The organism is Peptoniphilus lacydonensis, from assembly GCF_900106515.1.
Taxonomy (GTDB): domain Bacteria; phylum Bacillota; class Clostridia; order Tissierellales; family Peptoniphilaceae; genus Peptoniphilus_A; species Peptoniphilus_A lacydonensis.
Genome location: NZ_FNWF01000003.1, coordinates 924,702 through 945,736, shown reverse-complemented (window position 1 = coordinate 945,736; position 21,035 = coordinate 924,702). Strand labels below are relative to the sequence as shown.

Annotated in this window: 19 protein-coding genes and 1 pseudogene; 11 read left to right on the top strand and 9 right to left on the bottom strand. The window is 29.0% G+C overall.

Annotated elements, in window-relative coordinates; all coding sequences use genetic code 11:
- Positions 1-688 precede the first annotated feature (688 nt).
- The 6 genes and pseudogenes from BQ5450_RS06265 to BQ5450_RS06240 all read right to left on the bottom strand — a co-directional run bounded on the left by BQ5450_RS06265 (position 689) and on the right by BQ5450_RS06240 (position 6,416).
- Positions 689-2,277 (bottom strand): annotated as a pseudogene (locus tag BQ5450_RS06265) (potassium/proton antiporter).
- A gap of 107 nt (positions 2,278-2,384) precedes the next feature.
- Positions 2,385-2,666, bottom strand: a complete 282-nt coding sequence (locus BQ5450_RS06260; protein WP_010245184.1) for a hypothetical protein — start codon at positions 2,664-2,666, stop codon at positions 2,385-2,387.
- The gene (locus BQ5450_RS06255) at positions 2,659-3,855 is read right to left on the bottom strand and encodes a pyridoxal phosphate-dependent aminotransferase (RefSeq protein WP_071126316.1); all 1,197 of its coding nucleotides are present in this window, start codon (positions 3,853-3,855) and stop codon (positions 2,659-2,661) included. Before BQ5450_RS06255 ends, BQ5450_RS06260 begins: the two co-directional genes overlap by 8 nt.
- Positions 3,856-3,880: 25 nt before the next feature.
- Positions 3,881-4,855, bottom strand: a complete 975-nt coding sequence (locus BQ5450_RS06250) for an ATP-binding protein (RefSeq protein ID WP_071126315.1) — start codon at positions 4,853-4,855, stop codon at positions 3,881-3,883.
- On the bottom strand, positions 4,830-5,840 hold the full coding sequence (locus BQ5450_RS06245; RefSeq protein ID WP_071126314.1) for a DnaD domain protein: 1,011 nt from the start codon (positions 5,838-5,840) through the stop codon (positions 4,830-4,832). The genes BQ5450_RS06250 and BQ5450_RS06245 overlap by 26 nt, the downstream gene beginning before the upstream one ends.
- Positions 5,841-5,843: 3 nt before the next feature.
- Positions 5,844-6,416 (bottom strand): GNAT family N-acetyltransferase, encoded by a 573-nt coding sequence (locus BQ5450_RS06240; RefSeq protein WP_010245201.1) that lies wholly within the window; start codon positions 6,414-6,416, stop codon positions 5,844-5,846.
- 235 nt (positions 6,417-6,651) lie between these two features.
- Between BQ5450_RS06240 and BQ5450_RS06235 the strand changes: the two genes are divergently transcribed.
- The 8 genes from BQ5450_RS06235 (at position 6,652) to BQ5450_RS06200 (ending at position 14,024) form a co-directional block, all read left to right on the top strand.
- A complete protein-coding gene (locus BQ5450_RS06235; protein WP_010245204.1) occupies positions 6,652-7,137 on the top strand; it encodes an Lrp/AsnC family transcriptional regulator in 486 nt (161 codons plus the stop codon).
- 14 nt (positions 7,138-7,151) lie between these two features.
- The gene (locus BQ5450_RS06230) at positions 7,152-7,859 is read left to right on the top strand and encodes a response regulator (RefSeq protein WP_010245206.1); all 708 of its coding nucleotides are present in this window, start codon (positions 7,152-7,154) and stop codon (positions 7,857-7,859) included.
- Positions 7,856-9,652 (top strand): HAMP domain-containing sensor histidine kinase, encoded by a 1,797-nt coding sequence (locus BQ5450_RS06225; protein ID WP_083379741.1) that lies wholly within the window; start codon positions 7,856-7,858, stop codon positions 9,650-9,652. Before BQ5450_RS06230 ends, BQ5450_RS06225 begins: the two co-directional genes overlap by 4 nt.
- Positions 9,639-10,976, top strand: coding sequence for a hypothetical protein (locus BQ5450_RS06220; protein ID WP_071126312.1), 1,338 nt, complete (start codon positions 9,639-9,641; stop codon positions 10,974-10,976). Before BQ5450_RS06225 ends, BQ5450_RS06220 begins: the two co-directional genes overlap by 14 nt.
- 5 nt (positions 10,977-10,981) lie before the next feature.
- Positions 10,982-11,830, top strand: a complete 849-nt coding sequence (locus BQ5450_RS06215) for a two-component system regulatory protein YycI (protein WP_071126311.1) — start codon at positions 10,982-10,984, stop codon at positions 11,828-11,830.
- Positions 11,831-11,877: 47 nt separating this feature from the next.
- Positions 11,878-12,663, top strand: coding sequence for an MBL fold metallo-hydrolase (locus BQ5450_RS06210; protein ID WP_071126310.1), 786 nt, complete (start codon positions 11,878-11,880; stop codon positions 12,661-12,663).
- A 13-nt stretch (positions 12,664-12,676) separates the two neighbouring features.
- Complete coding sequence (surE, locus tag BQ5450_RS06205) at positions 12,677-13,423, top strand: 5'/3'-nucleotidase SurE (protein ID WP_071126309.1); 747 nt, start codon at positions 12,677-12,679, stop codon at positions 13,421-13,423.
- Positions 13,424-13,583: 160 nt separating this feature from the next.
- On the top strand, positions 13,584-14,024 hold the full coding sequence (locus tag BQ5450_RS06200) for a DUF4825 domain-containing protein (RefSeq protein WP_071126308.1): 441 nt from the start codon (positions 13,584-13,586) through the stop codon (positions 14,022-14,024).
- Positions 14,025-14,095: 71 nt separating this feature from the next.
- Here BQ5450_RS06200 and mgtE read toward each other — a convergent pair whose 3' ends face one another.
- Together mgtE and BQ5450_RS06190 are read right to left on the bottom strand one after the other, a co-directional pair.
- Complete coding sequence (gene mgtE, locus BQ5450_RS06195; RefSeq protein ID WP_010245243.1) at positions 14,096-15,424, bottom strand: magnesium transporter; 1,329 nt, start codon at positions 15,422-15,424, stop codon at positions 14,096-14,098.
- 225 nt (positions 15,425-15,649) lie between these two features.
- Complete coding sequence (locus tag BQ5450_RS06190; protein WP_071126307.1) at positions 15,650-16,852, bottom strand: helix-turn-helix domain-containing protein; 1,203 nt, start codon at positions 16,850-16,852, stop codon at positions 15,650-15,652.
- Positions 16,853-16,994: 142 nt separating this feature from the next.
- On the opposite strand from BQ5450_RS06190, the gene BQ5450_RS06185 reads away from it, so the two are divergent.
- Both BQ5450_RS06185 and BQ5450_RS06180 read left to right on the top strand, forming a co-directional pair.
- Entirely contained in the window at positions 16,995-18,326 is a 1,332-nt protein-coding gene (locus BQ5450_RS06185) for a YjiH family protein (RefSeq protein WP_071126306.1), read from the top strand.
- Between the two features lie 27 nt (positions 18,327-18,353).
- Positions 18,354-19,025 carry a flavin reductase family protein gene (locus tag BQ5450_RS06180; RefSeq protein WP_010245251.1) on the top strand — a complete coding sequence of 224 codons (672 nt, stop codon included), beginning with the start codon at positions 18,354-18,356 and terminating at the stop codon, positions 19,023-19,025.
- An 84-nt stretch (positions 19,026-19,109) separates the two neighbouring features.
- Here BQ5450_RS06180 and msrB read toward each other — a convergent pair whose 3' ends face one another.
- Entirely contained in the window at positions 19,110-20,051 is a 942-nt protein-coding gene (gene msrB, locus BQ5450_RS06175) for a peptide-methionine (R)-S-oxide reductase MsrB (RefSeq protein WP_071126305.1), read from the bottom strand.
- Positions 20,052-20,357: 306 nt separating this feature from the next.
- Between msrB and BQ5450_RS06170 the strand changes: the two genes are divergently transcribed.
- A complete protein-coding gene (locus tag BQ5450_RS06170) occupies positions 20,358-21,005 on the top strand; it encodes a ZinT/AdcA family metal-binding protein (RefSeq protein ID WP_010245255.1) in 648 nt (215 codons plus the stop codon).
- The last annotated feature ends 30 nt before the right edge of the window (positions 21,006-21,035 follow it).

Below are 21,035 nucleotides of genomic sequence, written 5' to 3'. Positions count from 1 at the left end.
ATAATAAAAGCTACAGAATTATTGGAAGGACAATAAAAATGGATGACATTGTAATTATTTTAATATTATTTTCGTTTATAGGAATTATAGTTAGTATAACTCAAATCGTGAAGAATATATTGAAATTTCTAACATCCATAAATTTAACTACGCATATTGGGAAAGTATCGATAAGTTGAAACAACTAAACATAGTTGAATTTAGCACTAGAGAATAAACTATTAATGCTGTACATATTTCTTATGAAAAATGCAATACATAATCTGAGATTATAAAAAATCAAATTTTTATTTTATATATGCTCTATTTTTATCTCTTATTTAATTTAGTAACTTTTGCTTATAAAAATACTAAAACTATTAAGTCCCAAATCAATTAAAATCTTTACTAATTAATAGTAAAATCTATTAATTGTTTTTGAACTTTAATGCTTGTACTCTTCCTTTCTAAAACTCAACTTTCAATATAAAGCCTTTGAAATGCTAAAAGACTATAATAAAAAATGACTTCTGTGAATGCTTCTTGATGAATGAATCTTCAGCATATATTATGAATCCATAATTACAAATACTTTTTATTAAATTTTTTTAACTTATAGCACAATTTTTTTATCTTTTCTTTCACACTAAAAGTGTAACCCTTCTTTCATTTATTTCTTTTGTCTTCAATAATTTTTTAGATAATCTTATCAGATTTTATTTATTTCTTTGGATATAACTGCTCTCATACCTGGTATCAATATGGTATCTCCACGTGGAACTATTATTTCTCCACTTGGACTTTCTACCATTATTATTAATTCATTTTTACCCACATCGATGTCTTTAACTTTTTTCCCTGCCCACTTGTGACTTTTAGAAATTTTTATCTCTAAAAGATCTTCCCCAGTTTTATCAAAATATGCTTCTCCACCTAATACAAGGATGTCACCTTCTTTAAGATAAGTATCTCCTCTTGGCACGATACTCTTTCTCTCTCTTTCAATTTTTGCAATTATTACATTGAATTCTATCTTTACATCTGATATTTTTTTATTTACCCAAGGAGAATTTTTTGTTACTTTAGTTTTTATAAATTCTAAATCTGTCTTGTCAGAGTAATAATTAAATGTTCTCAAAACTGTATCATCTGGATCGTACATATCTAATTTCTTTGTTGCAAAGGGAAGTGCTGTGCCTTGAATTAAAAGTGATATTATACAAATTACGAAAACTATGTGGAAAATGTCTATTGATAATTTTAGCCCGCTATTTACAACCATTATGGCAAAGGCAATTGCTGCTGCTCCTCTAAGTCCTGCAATTGAAATAAGTTTTAGCTGGTTTCTTTTCATTTTAAAGGGTGCCATAAGTCCAAAAACAGAAATTGGTCTTGCGATAAAAAGCATAAAAATTGCAATAATAAACCCAATTGGCAATACTCTTATTATCAAATGTATGTCTGATAAAAGTCCAAGAAGGAAAAACATTGCTATTTGAAAAATTGTTGAAAGCCCATCATAAAAAAATACTACATCTCTTTTTCTTTTAAACTCATGATTTCCAATGTAAATTCCTAAAATATAAAGTGCCAAGAATCCGTTGCCGCCAAAAAGAACTGTCACTGCATAAGTTCCAATCATAATAGTTGCAATAAATACAGAAAAAAGTCCATCTTCATCTATAGACAATTTCTCTATTATTTTTAAAAATATAAATCCAAGAAGAAATCCAAATATTAATCCAACAATTACTTGATTTAAAATTAAAAGTGGAATTGATACATTATTTCCTGAAAGTATTGACAAAAAAACCATTGTCATTGTATAAGCAGTTGGGTCATTTGAACCACTTTCTATTTCTAACAGCGGTGCTGTTGAATATTTTAAATTTAATTTTTTAGAAACTAAAATATTTGAAACTGAAGCATAATCTGTTGATGCTACAACAGAACCCAGTAGCATGGATTCCAAAAAGTTGAATTTCAATATATAGTGGCAAAAAAATCCAGTTATAATTGCAGTTAAAAATACTCCAACTGTTGCCAAAATTATTGACTCTCTTGCAGTAGACTTTCCCATGTTCCAGTTCGTTCCAAATCCGCCGTAAAACATAATTATCATAAGAGATATTGTGGCAATGTCTTCTGCAATTTTAAAATTATTAAAATCAAATCCAAAACAAGAAAAGATAACTCCAAGAGTTAAAAATAAAAGGAGCGATGGAAGTCCTGCTCTATTTGAAATTCTTGTAGCTATAATTGCCAAAAAAGAACTAGAGTTATTAGTAATAAATTCATAAATTCCTCTTCTTTCTAAAAAAGGGGCTGTAAAAACAGTCCCCATAACTATATTATAATTATACCATATTTAACATATGAGTTTATTATAATATTTTTATTTAATTTTAAATTCTATTTGCTGATTTAAATACATAAAATAATGCTGCCGTCAGTGCATAAAATCCAAGCATTACAAAAAACATTTTTTTATTTTTGCTCACAATTGCCATTATAAGTGTCAAAACTACAACTGCTATTGCAATAAAAATCTGTGCCATTCTAAAGGATTCATTTATTGCTCCTTGACTTGTTTTTATATATTGATTTGCCATTACTAAAACCATAATGGCAGTTACAAGAATTATTGTAATTTTTTCTAAAATTTTTAAAACCTTATCTCTATTCATTTTCATTCACATAAGCTTTTATACCTTCGCGCAAAATTTTCATGCTCTTCTTTAAATCTTCTGTGTTTAGTATAAAGGCAAGTCTAATCATTTGCTTTCCATCTTCTTGATTTTTGAAAAATCCTTTTGCTGGAGCAAACATAATAGTTTCTCCATCTATATCAAAGTTTTCAAGCATCCAAATTGCAAATTTTTCTGTATCATCAACAGGAAGTTTTGGCATTACATAAAAGGCTCCCTTTGGTTTTTTTACTGTGACTCCTGGAATATTAATTAGTTCTTCGTAAATTAAATCACGCCTTTTTTGATACTCTTCATTTACTTCTTTAAAATAACTTTCATCGATATCATAAAGTCTTGCTGCTGCCATTTGTTCAATTGTTGGTGCTGCAAGTCTTGAATTGCAAAGTTTATTTATTCCATCTTTAAATTCTTCATTTTTTGAAGCTACTGAACCAATTCTTGCACCACAAGCTCCAAACCTCTTTGAAATTGAATCTATTAAAATTAAATTTTCTTCAATTCCCTCAACTTCTCCAAAGGATTTATATTTATTTCCATCATATACAAATTCTCTATATACTTCATCTGCAACAATATATAAATCATATTTTTTTGCAATTTTACAAATTCTTTCTATTTCTTCTTCTGAATACAATGCTCCTGTTGGATTCGTAGGATTTGACAAAAGAATACCTACTGTTTTATCGCTTATATGCTTTTCTATTTCTTTTTCTTCTGGAAGTGCAAATCCATCATTAGGATCTGTGTCAAAAGTTTCTATATTTATTCCAAGTTGATCAAAGGCTGTCATATAATTTGTGTAGAATGGATTTGTTGTCAAGATTTCTTCTCCATAATCTGCAATTGTTTCAAAGGTAAATAAAAGTGCTTCACTTGCTCCATTTGTTATAAATATATCATCAGCATCAAAATTTATATTTCTATTTTTATAATATTTTGCTGTTGCCTTTCTTAGTTCTGGAAGCCCTTGTGCTTGGGCGTATGGGAGTGCACCTTTCTTTACTGTCTTAAAAGTTTCATAATAGACATCAGGTACAGATACATCTGGCGCTCCAATATTCAATTCATAAATTTTTTTACCATTTTCCTTTGCCTTTCGTTCATAAGGAATTAATTCTCTAATTGCTGAATATCCTACTTTTTGAATTCTGTTTGATAATTTCATTTTTCTCCCCTTTTCCATAAAATACTTACTGCCATCTTAAATCTGGTCCAAAAAATCTAATTGGAACAAATTTTTGGAAAACTCTTGAAAAAACTCGATCTGTATAAGTTTTCGAAAGTTCTTTGGGCGACAAATTCGTAGAGATCAAAGTTTTTTTGCCACGCAAGAGTCTTGTGTTTATAATATTAAAAATTTCTGAAGTTGTAAAAGAATTTACAAATTCAATCCCAAGATCATCCACTATTAAAAGATCTGCTTCAAAGTATAAATTGTATTTGTCATCATCTTTATTCTTAAATTTTCTGTCTTCCATTGTCTTTAAAATCTCGTAAGCTGTCTGATAGATAACTATAACATCTTCTTTTATAAGTTCCGCAGCAATACAGTTTAATAAGAAAGTCTTTCCCTGTCCTGTTGGACCCCAAAGAAGTAAATTTAAATCATTTTTTTCATCAAAAGTTTTTATATAATTTTTGGAAATCGCAAGAATATTTTTCATATTTTCCTTTGGCGACATATTAAATTTATCATAAACTTTTTCAGAAAATACATTTAAATCAAAGTTGTCAAAATTTTCTCTTTCCAACATATAGGAAATGGAACTCATATCATAAAGCTCTGATACAATTAATTTTTTGAGACAGTGACACTTTTCTGTAGTTTCTAGATGAACTTCATCTTCTATTATTCCAGTGTCATGACAATCCTTGCAAGTGTAAATATCATCAAGGTAATCTCTAGGATACCCCCTTTTTTCTAAAAAATCCATCTTTTTTAACTTTAATTTATAAATTTTTTCCGATTCTTCTATGGATTTATCTGAATCAGGATTTTTTATCTGTTCAATTGATGCTTTTAGTGCAATATCTCTTATTAGTGCATCCATTTCCCTTATCTCTGGAATCTTTTTGTAAATTTCTCCTACTCTTTTTTCATGAGTTTCTGCATTCTTTCTCCTGAGATTTTCATAATAATTACTTATCTTTGTGGTAAGTTCCATAATCAACACCTAACTTTTTAAAGCCTTCTTTTTGCTTTCTCATGGCGACATCATTTAACTCTTCTTCAGAATATTTGTCAGTTATTTGTTTAAAATTGTGAAATGCTGTGGGCTTTTTCTTTTTTTTCTTTTGATCTTTTTCTTCAATTTCTTCCACAGAATTAATATTTAAATCCTTCCACCTCATTAAAATCGCATCAACATACGCCACATTTGGTTTTGAAATTTTAGAAGTTCTGTTGCAGGCTGCAAAAATTAAATCCTTTGAGAATTTAAATTCGTCAAACCACGAATTAATAATATTAAAATCCGCTTGACTAAATTTTTTGTCCACTCCAATATATCTCATAACTTTTTTGTATCTATAATATTTTACATCATGTTCAATATAGGATTTCTCCACATCTTCCATAGTCCTAATATTTTCTTTTGACCAATTTCTAACAACTTTTTCAACATAGGAAATGTTGTAGATTCCCTTTATCTCCGTAGTATAAAAAAAAGCCTCTTCAATTAAATTTGCAGGCATATTGTAAGATGTGATCCAATTTATAATATCAATCTTTTTCATTGGAGCAATTGGCTCTCTCATAAGAAATTCAACTCTTGTCAAGAGATTTGCATAAGTCGGATTCTCTACAATTTTCGAATATCCTCTATCCTCTTTTTTCTCTTCTTTTAAATTGTAGACATTATTTATATAAAGTTCTCTTAAATTTACAAACTTTATTTTCTCATCTTCAATCTCAATTATGCCCATTTTTTTCCAATATTGCCAAGCTCTTTTTACATCTGACTCTAAAATCCCAAGGTAATCGGCTATATTTTCATTTGTAATATCTTCCCTATTCTCCTTTGCAAATTTATATCCTAAAATATAAACTTTTACAAATTCTCCATTGGCTCCTGGCATAAAGTCATTTATAAAAATATTTTCAAAGGAAGTTTCTCCCAAATCATATTTATTTTTCTCAAGTAAAAACATTTTTCACCAATCTCTTTCAAGGTTCAGTTCCATTTTAGTTGCATAATTAAAAGTCTTGTTTAAAATTATTTTAAAAGAAGATTTATTTTCTATAAAATCTTCATTATCTTTATCGTACTCTCCATTTTGGAATAACATTAAAAATTTATATTTTTCTTTAAATCCAAGGCTTTCGTAAACTCTTATCGCCCTTTTATTGTAATCCGCTACAAAAAGAATTATCTTTTTAAATCCTCTATCTTTTGCATAGTCCAAAAATTTTTTTAAAATATCTTTTCCAAGTCCTTTATTTATGTAATTAGGATCTAATACTATCCCCAGTTCTGCCGTCTTTAAAATTTTATTTATATTTTTAAAAGACATATATCCAATTATTTTATCTTTAAAAAGAGCAACATAGTATTCTGACATAGGTTTTTTAGTTTTCCAATTAAACCAATCTACTACTTCTTTTTCGCTCTCTTCAATAAAATTGTAATCTAAAAATAAAATTGAATCATGTCTTGCCCAATTTTTAAAAGTAAATACGTCTTCAAGCTCCATCTTTCTAAAACTAAGATATGATAAATTATCCATAAGAAGCCTCCGTAAAGATTATTATATACTATTTTATCTCGTCTATAAAGATTTATAATCTTTTGAATTTTTATTATAAGATAAAAACTTTTAATTTTTTCACTTCGAAATAATTATTTTACTTTTAAAGAGTTGTATAAATAAATTTTTTACATTATTCAATTCTTTCTAATTTATGTTAAAATAAAGTAAGGTTAATAAAAATTTTTATACAAATCGTAACAGGGAGAATTTTATGAGAAAAAATGAAAATTTAGATGAAATTGATATCGAAATTTTAGAACTCTTGAGAAAAAATGGAAGAATGAGTCACGAAGATATTTCTAAAAAATTAAATCTTACTAGGCCTGCTATACACAGAAGAATTTACAAAATGGAAGATGCTGGCTTTATCAAAGGTTATAAAGTTCTTGTGGATTGGCAAAAAATTGGATACAATGTGGACACTTATGTTTTGGCAAAGGTCAATACCAATGATTTTAAAAGCCTCATAGAAGAAATAATGAATATAAAAGATGGGAAATTTAAAATCTTTGAATGTTACAGAGTAACTGGTGAACATTGCATTATGCTTAGAATTAAAACTATTAATACTTCAGATTTGACAAGATTTTATGATATGATTTTAAAAATAGACGGAATACTTGATACAAAAACTCTTTTAATCTTGTATTCACAAAAGGGGAATGACGAAATTTTTACAAGAGTTGATGAAAATTAACAAAGGATGGTTTTATGGAAGAGAAAATACTCGTAGTAGACGATGAAACTGCAATTTCTGATATTATAAAATTTAATTTTGAAAAAGAAGGATATGTCATTGACACTGCAAACAATGGCAAAAGTGCAATTGCCCTTGTAGAAAAAAATAACTACGATTTAATTTTACTTGATATTATGATGCCAAAATTAAATGGTTTTGAAACTTTGCGCGAGATAAGAAAGTCTTCTGACGTCCCTGTAATTATGCTAACTGCAAGAGAAGATGAGGTCGATAAAGTTTTGGGCCTTGAACTTGGCGCCGATGACTATGTGGTAAAACCTTTCTCCATGAGAGAATTAATTGCAAGAGTAAAGGCAGTTTTGCGTCGATTTGATGTTCATGAAAAAAAAGAAGAAGATGTAAAAATTTTAAATGCAATGGATCTTGAAATTGATTTAAACAAATATCAAGTTTCGAGAAATGGCGAAATAATTGAACTAACTCTTCGTGAGTTTGAACTTTTAAAATTTTTGGCATCTCACCCAGGAAAAGTTTTTTCAAGGGAAGAACTTTTGCAAGAAGTTTGGGAATATGAGTATTATGGCGATATAAGAACTGTGGATGTAACTGTTAGAAGACTTCGTGAAAAAATTGAAGATGAAAACAAAAGCTTCAAATATATTAAGACAAAAAGAGGAGTTGGATATTTATTCGCTCAAGATAATGGTGAATCCTCATGAATCACAGTATTAAATCTAGATTTATTTTAATTTATGTCGTACTCGTTTTAATATCAATGTTTATAGCTTCTTCCTTTATAATAGATAGACTTGAAAGGGTACAAGTGGAAACTGCAACTACTTCTATGATTAAAACTATGGACACCCTTGCAACTACAACATCTGCTTTTTTTAAAAATAATAATTATGATACACTACCCCAGCTTGATGAAACTCTAAAAGACTGGGGTATTTCCAGTGAAGAATCTGCCTATATTATATCTGCAGAAAAAAATCCCAAAATTATCGCAAGCACAAAAAATATTTCTTATAAAGATTTAAAAAGTGCCTATGGGTTTAAATATATTGAGCCAAAACTTGTCATGGACACAATTAATGGAAAAAGTCGTGAAAAAATTGTGGAATACAAAAATGAAAAAAATGTAGAAAAACACATTACAAGACCAATTTTATCTGGTGACGGAAAGATCCTTGCTATAATCTATGTGACTAGAAATTTAAATTCAATTTATTCTGTCATTGACGACTCAAAGGTCATAATCACTTACGCAACTTTAATTTCTCTTATTGTAACTTCAATTCTTGGATACTTTATTGCCAATTCTATCACAGATCCAATTAGAGCCCTCACTAAAAAAACAAGGGCTATGGCAAAAGGAAATTTCAATCAAAGTGTTGAGATTAAAAGTGACGATGAAATTGGCGAACTTGGAAAAACTTTTAATTTTTTAACTAAAGAACTTCGTGAAACTATTGAAAAAATGGATCTTGAAAAATCTAAGCTTGACACAATTTTTAATTACATGGCAGAAGGTGTAATTGCAATTGACAGAAAAAACAGGCTTATTCACGCAAACTCCATTGCAAAGAAAATTTTAAACATTTCTGAAAAAGATTTTAATAGAGAAATCAATTTAAAAAGTATTAATTTATACAATGTAGATTACAAAAATGAAGAAAGTTTAAAGGGCGAAGAATTGACAAAAATTGGAGATAATTTTTATAAAATTAAATATGCTCCCTATAAATCAGATGCCTTTGTAAATTCTGGGCTTATTATTGTGTTACAAGATGTCAACAAAGAACACCTTCTTGATATTATGAGAAAAGAATTTGTTGCAAATGTAAGCCACGAGCTTAAAACTCCAATAACAACTATTAAATCATACACAGAAACTCTCTTGGAAAGTGAGCTTGACGATGAATCTGAAAAGAAATTTTTAAGAGTGATAGACAGAGAAAATTCTAGAATGTCTAGGATTGTAACAGATCTTTTATCTCTTTCAAACATTGATTACAATAGGAATAATTTGAGTTTTTCAAAATTTGACACTTATGAATTTATAGACGAAGCAATTGAGTCGCAATCAATTTTAATTTCTAGCAAGAATCACAAAATAGAATTTAATATTGCCATGGATATAAATGACATTTATGCAGATAGAAATGGAGCCGATCAAATCCTTACAAATATTATTTCTAATTCTTGTAAGTACACTCCTGAAAATGGAAAAATCTCTATTCTTGCAAAAAATGTAGATGACTTTGTTGAAATAAAAATATCTGATAATGGTATAGGAATCCCAGAAGAAGATCTTCCTCGAATAACAGAAAGATTTTACAGAGTTGAAAAAGGAAGAAGTAGAGCCATGGGCGGCACTGGACTTGGGCTTTCTATTGCAAATGAAATGATAAAACTTTTGGGTGGAAATTTAAAATTAGATTCAAAATTTGGCGAAGGAACAACTGTCACTCTTTTATTTAGGACTGGTGATGAAGATGGAAAAAAATAAAAAATCTTTATCCACTTTTCTAATATTTTTTTTGATAATTCTTCTAGTTATTCAGTCCAAAAATTTATGGCTCTCCTTTAGTACCACAGATGAAAACCCAAAAAGTAATTTCAATGCAAATGAGTTTTTACAAGAAATATTAACTCCACAGAGAATTATTGCAAACTTTTCAGAAAGAGAACACTTTATGACATCTGACACATCAGAATTTTGGAAGATAACTGCAGAAAGTATTTCTAAAAAACTCCAAAATGCTACTTCAGAAAATTTAAAAGTCATAAGCATAGATGAATATTTAAATCTGCAAAGTCAAAGATCCATTGTTTTTAAATTTAATTCTCCTCTTTCTGGTTCTGTTTTTGTAAATTTAATTGGCGATAATAGAAATAGCAACGAAATTAATTTAAGTGTAGACTCCATTTACATTTCTGATAAAGGTGAAATTTACATCTCTGGGAGCAAAAATTTTTATAAATTAATTGACATAAAAGTTGATTTTCAAATCGACGAAATTTTGAATAAAGTAAGAGAAAAGGGACTTCACGCAGTAAATTTCTATGAAGCCTATGGGATAAAAAAAGATATATATATTCCTTCTGAAAATTATATATCTTTGCAAAAAGTTTCTTATATTTCTGGCCTTTACAATTTGGAAGATGATAAAAAAAATGCCTTAGCCGAAAGATTTTTAAATGTAGATTCAGATTTTATGAGAGAACTTTCTGCCGATGGAAAAAACACTTATATATATGAAAATGAGTACTTATCTCTTTCTCGCGATGGAATAATAGAATATTCCTTGGAATCTCTTTTTGATTCTAAAATGAGGAATTTAAATAAATCCTTGGACCAAGCGGTTGAATTTATTGCACAAAAAGCAGGTATAAGTAGCGGGATATATTTAGAAAAAATTGAACCAATTGAATACAATAAAAATTTAGGATACAGGTTCTTCTTTAATTTAAAAGACGGACAAATCCCATTAGTTTTGCCTTCAAAGGAACATAGCTTTATTGAAATTGATGTGTATTCTGAATTTGTAAAAAATTATAGAGAATATTATATTAGAAAAGATGACAATCCAATTTACAAAAAGGAAAAAATTTATTTAACAGATATTCACAGAATTTTAAATAAAAACAAAAAATTATTTTCTTACAAATCTGCAATGGATATTTTAAAAAATATAGATAGCTTAAATCTCGTCTATTTAAGCTTCAATAAATTTGAAACAGAAGAGCCAATGTTAGTATATGAAATGTCCTACATGGATAACATTTATTATTTCAACACCGAAGACGGAAAATTAATGATGGTAAGGTAGATATTATGGATTGGAAAAAAATTAAAAAAATTTTAATAATTGCACTCCTAATTGCCAATGCTGTTTTATTTATCTACATCAATTACAATAATATAAGACTTGGCAATGAATCAAGTAGAATGGACTTTTCAAAGGAAGTAGAAGGACTTTTAGAGGAAAAAGATATTAAAATTGACACAAATATTCCAAGGAAGGTAGAAAAATTACCTTCTCTTCTAGTTTCCTTGGAAACATCAACAGAAGAAGACATAAACGAAAGATATTTTAATGGCAATGGAAAAATTGTAAGACCTAGTACAGACCTTGCAGAAATCTCTCGCGGAGATGAATATATTAATCTCGTAAATAACAGAAGAATCTTTTATGAAAATAGAATAAAAGAAAATAAATATAAAATTACAAATCTTGAAGATGCACAAGAAATTGCAAAAAAATTTTTATTAGATAAAAAATATGACAATAGAGATATTTATCTAAGTTACTACGCAATAGATGGAGATAAATATATTCTAAACTACACAAAAATTTATGAAAATATACCTGTTGAAAGTTCCTACACAAATTTTGTAATTGACAATAGAGGTGTGCTCTCAATGGATAGGCTTTGGCTAAACGTGTTAGATGAATCTGAACAAAAAATTTATCTACCTCCTGCCCCAAGACTTTTACTTTCACTAATTGACAACAACGATTATTACAACAAAACAATTGAAAAAATAACTACCTGTTTTTACTTTAATCCAGAAGATCAAGGATATATAGAGGATATAACTCGTGCCGTAAGGGGTAGAGCCATCCCTGCGTGGAAAGTAAAATTTTCTGATGGAGAGTACACTGTACTATACAATTACTAAACTTAACAAAATTTAAAGCCTGTGTTAGAATATCTTTGGAGGTTTTTATGAAATTTTGCTCATTGGCAAGTGGCTCTAGTGGCAACTGCCAATATATTGAATATAAAGATACAAAAATTATTATAGATGCAGGACTTTCAGGCAAAAAAATTGAAGAAAATTTGCAAAAAATTGGTGTAGATGCAAGTGAACTTGATGCAATTTTTGTCACGCACGAACACATTGACCACATAAAATCTGTGGGAGTTTTATCTAGAAGACATAACCTAAAAGTTTTTTCAAATATGATGACACTAGATGCCATACTTCCCACAGTAAAAAAACTGGATCCAAAAAATACTTTTATTTTCGAAAACGGAAAAAATTTTACATTTAAAGACCTTGAAATCTTGCCAATTCACACTTTTCATGACTGTCAAGACGGCTGTGGTTTTGTAATAAAAGGTAATAAAAAAATCTCAATTTTAACAGATACAGGTTGGGTAAATAGCAGCGCAATGGAAAAAATGGAAAATTCAAATTTATTCTATCTTGAATCCAATCACGATGTTGATATGCTTTTAAATGGAACCTATCCCTTCGCCACAAAACAAAGGATACTTTCAACTAAGGGTCATCTCTCAAATGAAAATGCAGCAGAAGTTCTCTCTATGATTTTGAAAAAGAAAAAAGAAAAAATTATCTTGGGACATCTATCATCTGACAACAACTTGCCAGAAGTTGCACTAAATACAATTAATAACATGCTTTTATCATCTCATAAAGAAGAAAATATTGATTACACAATTGATGTCGCACCAAGATTTTTGCCATCAGAAGTTTTTGAAATTTAAAGGGGGAAATTTTTTGAATATACTAGTTACAAATGACGACGGAATAAATGCTGAAGGAATAGAAATTCTTGCAAAAACACTAATTTCTGAGGGACATAAGGTTACAATTGCAGCACCAAATGTAGAAAACTCTGGCAAATCTCACGCCATTACTTTTAAAAGTCCACTAATTGTGCAAGATGCAAAACTAGATGGACTTCATAATGTAAGAAGCCTTTGTGTTTATGGAACGCCAGCAGACTGCGTGAGGGCTGCAGTTCACCTATTAGAAGAAGACTTTGATTTTTGTTTCTCAGGAATTAATTCTGGATTTAATACTGCAACAAACGTTCTTTATTCTGGAACAGTTTCTGCCGCCATAGAGGCAAATTTATTTAATATACCATCAATTGCAATATCATCACAATGGGTAAAGGGTCATTCTAAATTTGAAACAGCTGCAAAAGTTGCAATAGATGTTTTTAACAAATTAGATGATTTAAAAAGACTTCAAGTTTTAAATATAAATGTTCCTTACCTTGACTACGAAGAATTAAAGGGAATTAAAGTTTGCAAAGTTGGTGCCGATGTCATGAGTATCTACGACATTTCTGAAGAAGGGGAAGGATACAACATGAAGTTAAAGGGATTCCCAAAAGAAAACAACGCCAAAGATTCCGACGTTTATTATTTGGGACAAAATTACGCAACAGTAAGCCCACTTCTATATGATGTAACAAATTTAACCCTTATAAATGAATTAAAAGAAATACTTAAGTAGTTATTTAGCGTGAGTTTTTTGGATTACAAATTTACTCTAACTTTTTAAGTGTTCTAATCTTTTAGACTTTTCTCAAAACTTTTATGTAAAATAAATGAATTTAAAAAGTCCTTTTGACTTTTTATTTTTTGTTAAAATAAACTAAGGAGGTAATATAACTTTGAAGAAACTATTAATTTCTTTTATTTTGATATCTATTGTTATATTTTCTGGATGTAGCAAAAAAGAAGAAGTACTTTACGATTTCAAGACGGATTATGTAGGTGACAACTCAAAAGTATCTCAAATAGTTTATAAACAAAAATATCCCAAAAATTTTGAACCGGGAGAAATTAAAATACTATCGGAAAAAGAGCCTTATGGGTTAAAAGTCTTCTGCAAAAATTATAATGACATAAAAAAAGAAGAACTTTTTAAAAATGCAGCCACAACACTTTCCTTAATAAAAAACTTAGCCAACTTATACTATGTAGATGAAGAGGAAAAAGAAATTTTTACATTTACTCGATCTGAAGTAGAAGAAAAACTCCAAAAAGAAAATATGAGTCTTGACAAAATATCAGAAAACGAAGAAAGCTTAAGAAATTTTATAAATAATTAAAGGGAAGAACTAAAATTCAGTCTTCCCCTTTTTTATAAATTATCTTTCCAATGCCTTTAATTTATTAAATTTTAAACTCCAATTAGAACTGTTGCTATTTCAAAATATACAAATAACACCAATGTGTCTACTATTGTCGTGATAAGTGGCCCTGCCATAATTGTTGGATCTACTTTTAATTTTTCTGCAATTAAAGGTAGTATTCCTCCAATCATTTTAGAAAGTATTATCGTCGTTAAAAGTGTCAAAGAAACTGTCATGGTAACTCCAATACTTACATCATCAAGTATAGACATTCTAACTATATTTACTATTACAAGAGCAAGTCCAACAAGTATTCCTATTCTAAATTCTTTAAACATTACGCTCAAAAATTCTTTGAATTCTATTTCTCCTGTATAAAGTCCTCTTATAATTGTTGTTGATGATTGTGTCCCTGCGTTTCCACCTGAATCCATTAGCATTGGAATGTATGCTGCAAGGGCAACACTTGTCGCTAAAAGTGATTCATATCTCTTTATAATAAAACTCGTAAAAGTTGCTGTGACAAGACAAATTATAAGCCACATAGTCCTATTCTTTGCTAGTTCAAAAACTGACTTATCCCAATAGTGTTCTGAAGAAGAATCGCTAATACCATGAATATTTCCAAGGTCTTCGTCATATTCATCATGCATTACATCGATTGCCCACTCAACTGGAACAATTCCCACAAGTCTTCCCTCTGAATCTGTTACGGGAATTTCTGACAAATCATATCTGTGCGCAAGTTTTGCAACTACTTCTTGGTCATCTGTTGCATAGACACTAAAATTCACTGAATTCATAAAGTCTTCTACTTTGTCACTTTTATTTTTATTACGAATGAGGTCTGCTAAGTTTACATAACCTATCAAAACAAGTGAACTATTTGTAACCCAAACTTGTTCAAGTCTATCTGCGTCTAAATCTGAGTGAATTATCTTTTCTAGTGCTTCCACTGGACTTGCACTGCTCTTCACAAAAATAAATCCAACTGACATAATAGAACCAACAGATTCCTTTGGATAGCCTAATAGTTCATTTATTATAGGTCTTCTTTCAGCTTCAATAAAATGATCCATTAATTTTCTTACCATATTGGCCGGAAGTTCTTGAAGTGTATCTACAAGTTCATCTTCTTCCAAGTCTTTCATAAGAGTCATAATCCTTTCTTCTGAAAGAGAACCCATTATCTCAATTTTTTTATCTCTTGGCAAAAGTGAAAAAGCATCTGCCAAAAGATCCTTGTTCAAAAGTTTTATCCAAATGGCAACTTCTTCTTTTGGAAGCTCTTCAAGATTTTCTGCAATATCAACAGGATCCATTCTATTAATTTCATTTTGAAGCTCTTTTAATTTTTCTACATCATATTTTTTCACATCATACCTCCTAATTGGCACAAAAACCGCTTATCTAAGCGGTAAAGAGGCATAATTAAATAGACTTATCTTATAAATAAATCTTCTAAAAATAATTCCTTATCACTTAGACTTCTTACACAAATAATTTTCCAGGGTCGACTGGTATCCATGTAAACACCTCCATATTTTTAATTCTAACATAAAATTTTTTGCAGAACAATTAAAGCTTTTTAACAAAAAACCTTATGATTTAATTTTTCTATCTCTATAATCCTTTGGACTAAGTTCATAAATCTCCTTGAAAGCTTTAGAAAAATAAGAGTAGTCATTAAAACCAACATCAAGTGAAATATCGTAAATTGTTTTGTCCGAACTTCTCAAAAGTTTTTCTGCATTTGCAACTCTAACTTCTATTAAATATTTTGAAAAATTTTTGTCAACATATTCCTTAAAAGTCCTTGAGAAATGGCTCTTGCTATATCCAGCAACTAAAGAAATTTTATCTAAACTTATATCATTCATATAATATTTTTCTATATAAGCTTTTGCATTATTCATAGCAAGTTCTTTACTATCTTCTCTATCCAATTCTCTATCTATAAGATCAATTGTCTTTTTTAGATAATTATTTATGTCTTCAATATTATTTGCATCTACAATTTTTTCTATGATTTTAACAATTAAAATAGAAAGATCTGACTTGGAATTTTCCCTTTTAAAGTAATTTGTAATTTCAACTAAAATTCTTATTGCATTTGACTTTACATACTCCTCTGTCATATTTCTACCTATCATTTCTTCTATTATTTCGTCTATAATTTCATAAGAAGCCTCTCTATCTTGAAATCCAATTCTTATCAATAACTCATAAATATTTTTGTCAATTTGAGATTTATAATTTTCCTCTACATTTAAATTAACTTTTGTGGGCCTTAATATTTTCCCTCTGCCCTTGTTAAAAATATTTTCCAAAACGCTAAAAGCTTCTTCGTAACACTTTGCTATTTCTCTGTCGCTTTCACAATAAGAACTTATACCAATACTTACAGAATTTATTATATTATTTTTTAGTTCATCAATTATCTTTTTTGCAACTTCCATACTCAATTTATATGCATCTTTTTCATCTTTTCCTTCACAATCTAAAAAAATTATTATTTTATCCGTTCCAGTTAGTGTGGTGGAGATAGTTTTATAATTTTTTAAAATCACTCTAGTGTAAGACAAAAGTTTTTTCTTAATGTAGTATCTGTATTGATTGTCCTTATTTCTGCAAATTTTCCAAAAATCATCGTACATCACAATTAAAATATAATTTGTCTTTAAATTTAATTTATAGCTTTCAAAAGTGTCTTTAAATAATTTTGCACGAGCAAGGTCACCATAAATTAAGTTGTAAATATATTCTTTAGTTATCATGTCGTATAAAAGTACTTTTTCTTCCATGTTTATCCTCTTCTTATCTATAAAATCTTATCACTTTATTGTAATTAAATTATAAAGCAAAAACTTCAAAATATAAAGCAATATATTCCATGTGAAACCTATCTTAAAAAGTTTATTATTTAATCAAGAAGGAGGGATTTATGTGAATGAGAAAACTTTACATACTGATGAGAAACTTTATAAAGATCCAAAGCTGCTATTTAAATTTATTATTCTAAGTGCAATTGGTATTTTTGTATTTTTCATACCTATAAAGGTAAATGGGTCTTCAACAATTCCACTTGAATATGTAATTTCATTATTTATAAATAATTTTCCAAAAGTTGCCACAACTTATGCTTTTATAATAATAATGATTGGAGCAATTAGACCTTTTGTAAAGAAAAATTGGAATGAAGATAAGGTTTCAACTATATTTTCTATTACTAAATTAATTGGTGCATTTTTTACAATTTATTTGTTTTCAGGTTTTGCACCAGAAGCTGTATCAAGATCCGATCATGGTCCTTTTTTGTTTAATTCACTCGCAATACAAGTTGGAATTCTCATACCTGTATCTGCCATATTTATTACATTTCTAATGGATTATGGTTTTATTGATTTTATTGGAAATTTTTTAAGACCTGTAATGAGAAAAATTTGGAAAACTCCAGGAAGAACTGCTGTAATTGCAGTGGCTGCTTTTATGGGATCAACTGCTGTTGGAGTTATGATGACTGATGATTTATATAAAGAAAGAAAATATACCCTAAGGGAGGCAATAGCAGTTGTCACTGGTTTTACCACAGTAGCAATTTCATTTTTAATTGTTATTGCAAACACAACTGATCTAATGGCATATTGGGGAGAATATGTTTTTGTATCTCTATTTGTAACTTTTTTTCTTAGTGCTATTACAGTTAGAATACCTCCTATATCAACAGCACCTAATGTTTATTACGAGAATAAGGAAGGCTATCCTGAAGAAAAACTTGAAGGAAATTTATTTAAAGCTTCTTTAAATGAAGCTCTAACTCTTTGCAAAAATTCTGGTCCTGTTTTACCTAGAACTGCAAAAAATGTATTAGATTCCTTTAATTTGGCATTTGAAGTTCTTCCAAATTTTATGTCAATTGGTTTAATTGCTCTTATAATTGCAAACTACACTAAGGTTTTCGATTACTTTGGATATATATTATATCCTCTTACACTTTTACTTAGAGTACCTGAACCATTGCTTGCAGCTAAAGCAGCAATGCTTGGCTTAGCAGAAATGTTTTTGCCAGTCATGGTAATAACTAAGGCACCTCTTGTTACAAGATTTATAATCTCTGTAATGAGCGTTGCACAAGTAATAATGTTTTCAACTACAATTCCTACAATTGTAGCTTCTGAAATAGATGTATCAATTAAGGACTTAGTACTTATATGGTTTGAAAGAACTATATTGTGTTTCTTAATCACCACACCAATAGCATTTTTAATAATTAAATAATAATTACTTAACAAAAGGAGAGATTTTATGTTTTACGAACCTAAGAAAAATAATCATGGACTAAAGAAAAATCCATTTAAATCATGTACAGTACCAAGAGTAATCGGTTGGATATCAACTAAAAATGAAGATGGAACAGATAATATTGCCCCATATTCACAATTTACAAATTTAACTTTTGATCCACCACTAGTTTTATTTTCTGCAAATCAAAATGTATTTGACGATAGAAAAAATACTGTAAAAAATATTGAAAGAACTGGTGAATTTGTTTACAACATGGTATCAGAAGATCTTGCAGAAGCAATGAATAAATCTTCAATTGCAGAACTTCCTGAAGGATTTAAAGACAAATTTGATTACTGCGGTCTTGAAAAAGCAGAATCAAAAATAGTAGATGTTGCAAGAGTAAAGGCATCACCAGTACAATATGAAATAAAATATGTACAAACTCTTAGACTTCCTGGTGTAGATAAACTAAATACAATTGACATAATTATAGGAGAAGTTGTTGGAATTCATGTTAAAGATGAATTTATAACAGATGAAGATAAAGTAGACGTATGTAAAATAAGACCAGTTGCAAGACTTGGATACTTTGACTTTACAGTAGTAAACAATTCATTTACAATGGATACTCCAAAAATCGACCCAGCTAAGCAAGCTTTAGTAGACAAGGGTCTTGAAGGAAAAGCTTAAAATTTTTAAATTTTAATAAATATTTACCCTAAAAAGGCTCATTACTTTTGGTAGTGAGCCTTTTCCCTTTGATTTTTAAAACTTTTATTTTACAAAAATTTTGTAATCAGAATATCCCTCATCGTCCATATCTTCATAAGGAATAAACTCAAGTGCTGCGCCATTTATGCAATATCTAAGTCCCCCCGTTTCTCTTGGCCCATCATTAAAAACATGGCCTAAATGTGAATCCGATGATTTTGATTTTACCTCTGTTCTTATCATTCCAAAAGAATTATCCTTCTCTTCTTCCAAATAATTTGAAATAATTGGTCTTGAGAAAGAAGGCCATCCACAACCTGAATCAAATTTGTCACTTGATGCAAAAAGAGGTTTCTTTGAAAGTTTATCTACATAAATACCTTTTCTATATTCATCGTTTAAATTACTTGTAAAAGGTCTTTCAGTATCAGCATTTTCCATTACATCATAACTTAAGTCATCTAAAAATTCTCTTTTATTTTTTTCTGCAAATTTTCTGTCGTCATCAATTATAGGTTCATCTGCCCAATTTAAATTAACATGACAATATCCCATAGGATTTTTGTCTAAATAATCTTGATGATAATCCTCTGCCTTTACAAAATTTTTAATTGAAGAAATTTCTACTGCAACTTTTCCAATTTTATCTTCTTCATATTTTATAAATTCTTTTATTATTCTTTCAGATTCTTCATCGCCATCTTCCCAGTAAATTCCTGTGCGATATTGTCTGCCAAAATCATTTCCCTGTCTATTAATTGATTTTGGATCTATTATCCTAAAATAATGAAGAAGTATTTCTGTTAGAGAAATTCTAGAAAAATCATAATAAATCTTTACAGTTTCTGCGTGATCAGTCCTTGAAACTATTTCATAATTTGTCTTGTCACCATCTCCATTGGCATAACCAACATTTGTCTTTAAAATTCCCTTTAATTTTTTAAAATAAGCTTCTGTTCCCCAAAAACATCCACCAGCTAAATATATGATTTTAATATTATTCATTTAATCACCTTATAAAACTATACCCCAAAGATTTATACAAAAACTATTTTATGATTTCAATCTTTTTTCCTCTTAACAAAGTTTTCGTAAAATCCTTTTTAACTATTAAAAATAATTTAGTAAAGGTCTTAAAAAAAACTTTCTAAAATTGTTACACTATATTTCTTAAATGATAAAAAATATCATTTAAGAAAGTTGCGATTATTTTGTCACTCCTAATTTGTCTAGGACAAATAATTATTTTTCTTTAAATTACTTTAATTTTCTTTTTTGACAAAATATCAATACTTAAAAAAAGGAGGATTTATGAACAAAAAATTTAAAACATCATTAGCTATTTTTGCTATGACTTCTGCTTTACTCATTGGTTGCAACAAAAATAATGGAAATGTAGAAGATAATGCGAATGCAAAAGAAAGTAATACTAAAGTCGAGCAAAATGTAAATACAAAAGCTAGTGAAGAAAAAACAGAAGAAGTTTCTCTTTCTGATTGGGAAGGCGAATGGAATAGCATTGCAAACTACAAAGACGATGAAGGTTTAAAAGGTGCATATGAAGAAGTCGCTGAAAGAGATCATATAACAGAAGAGGAAGCTAAATCTAATTTTGCAAATCACGTGGCTGTCGACTTTGGAGCAGTAAAAATTGACGATGAAAGCATAACTTTTTTATCTGAACCTAATGGAGCAGAAATTGAAAAAGCCAATTTCAAATATGTGACCAAACACCCTATGGAACATGGTGGAAAAACTTTTTATTGGTATGAATTTTCTTCTGATGGAAAATATCCTACAATTTTATTAATGCCTGTCCATGGCGAAGATCACATGCCACACTTTCATTTAAGAGTTGGAGGCACTGCCGAAGAAATGCTCGCAAAAGACGACTGGTATCCAACTTTCGTAAGCCCAACAGTCACTATCGATCAAGTTTACGAAGAAGTTGCAGAATAATATTTTTTTATATCTATTTGTTCTATCCTC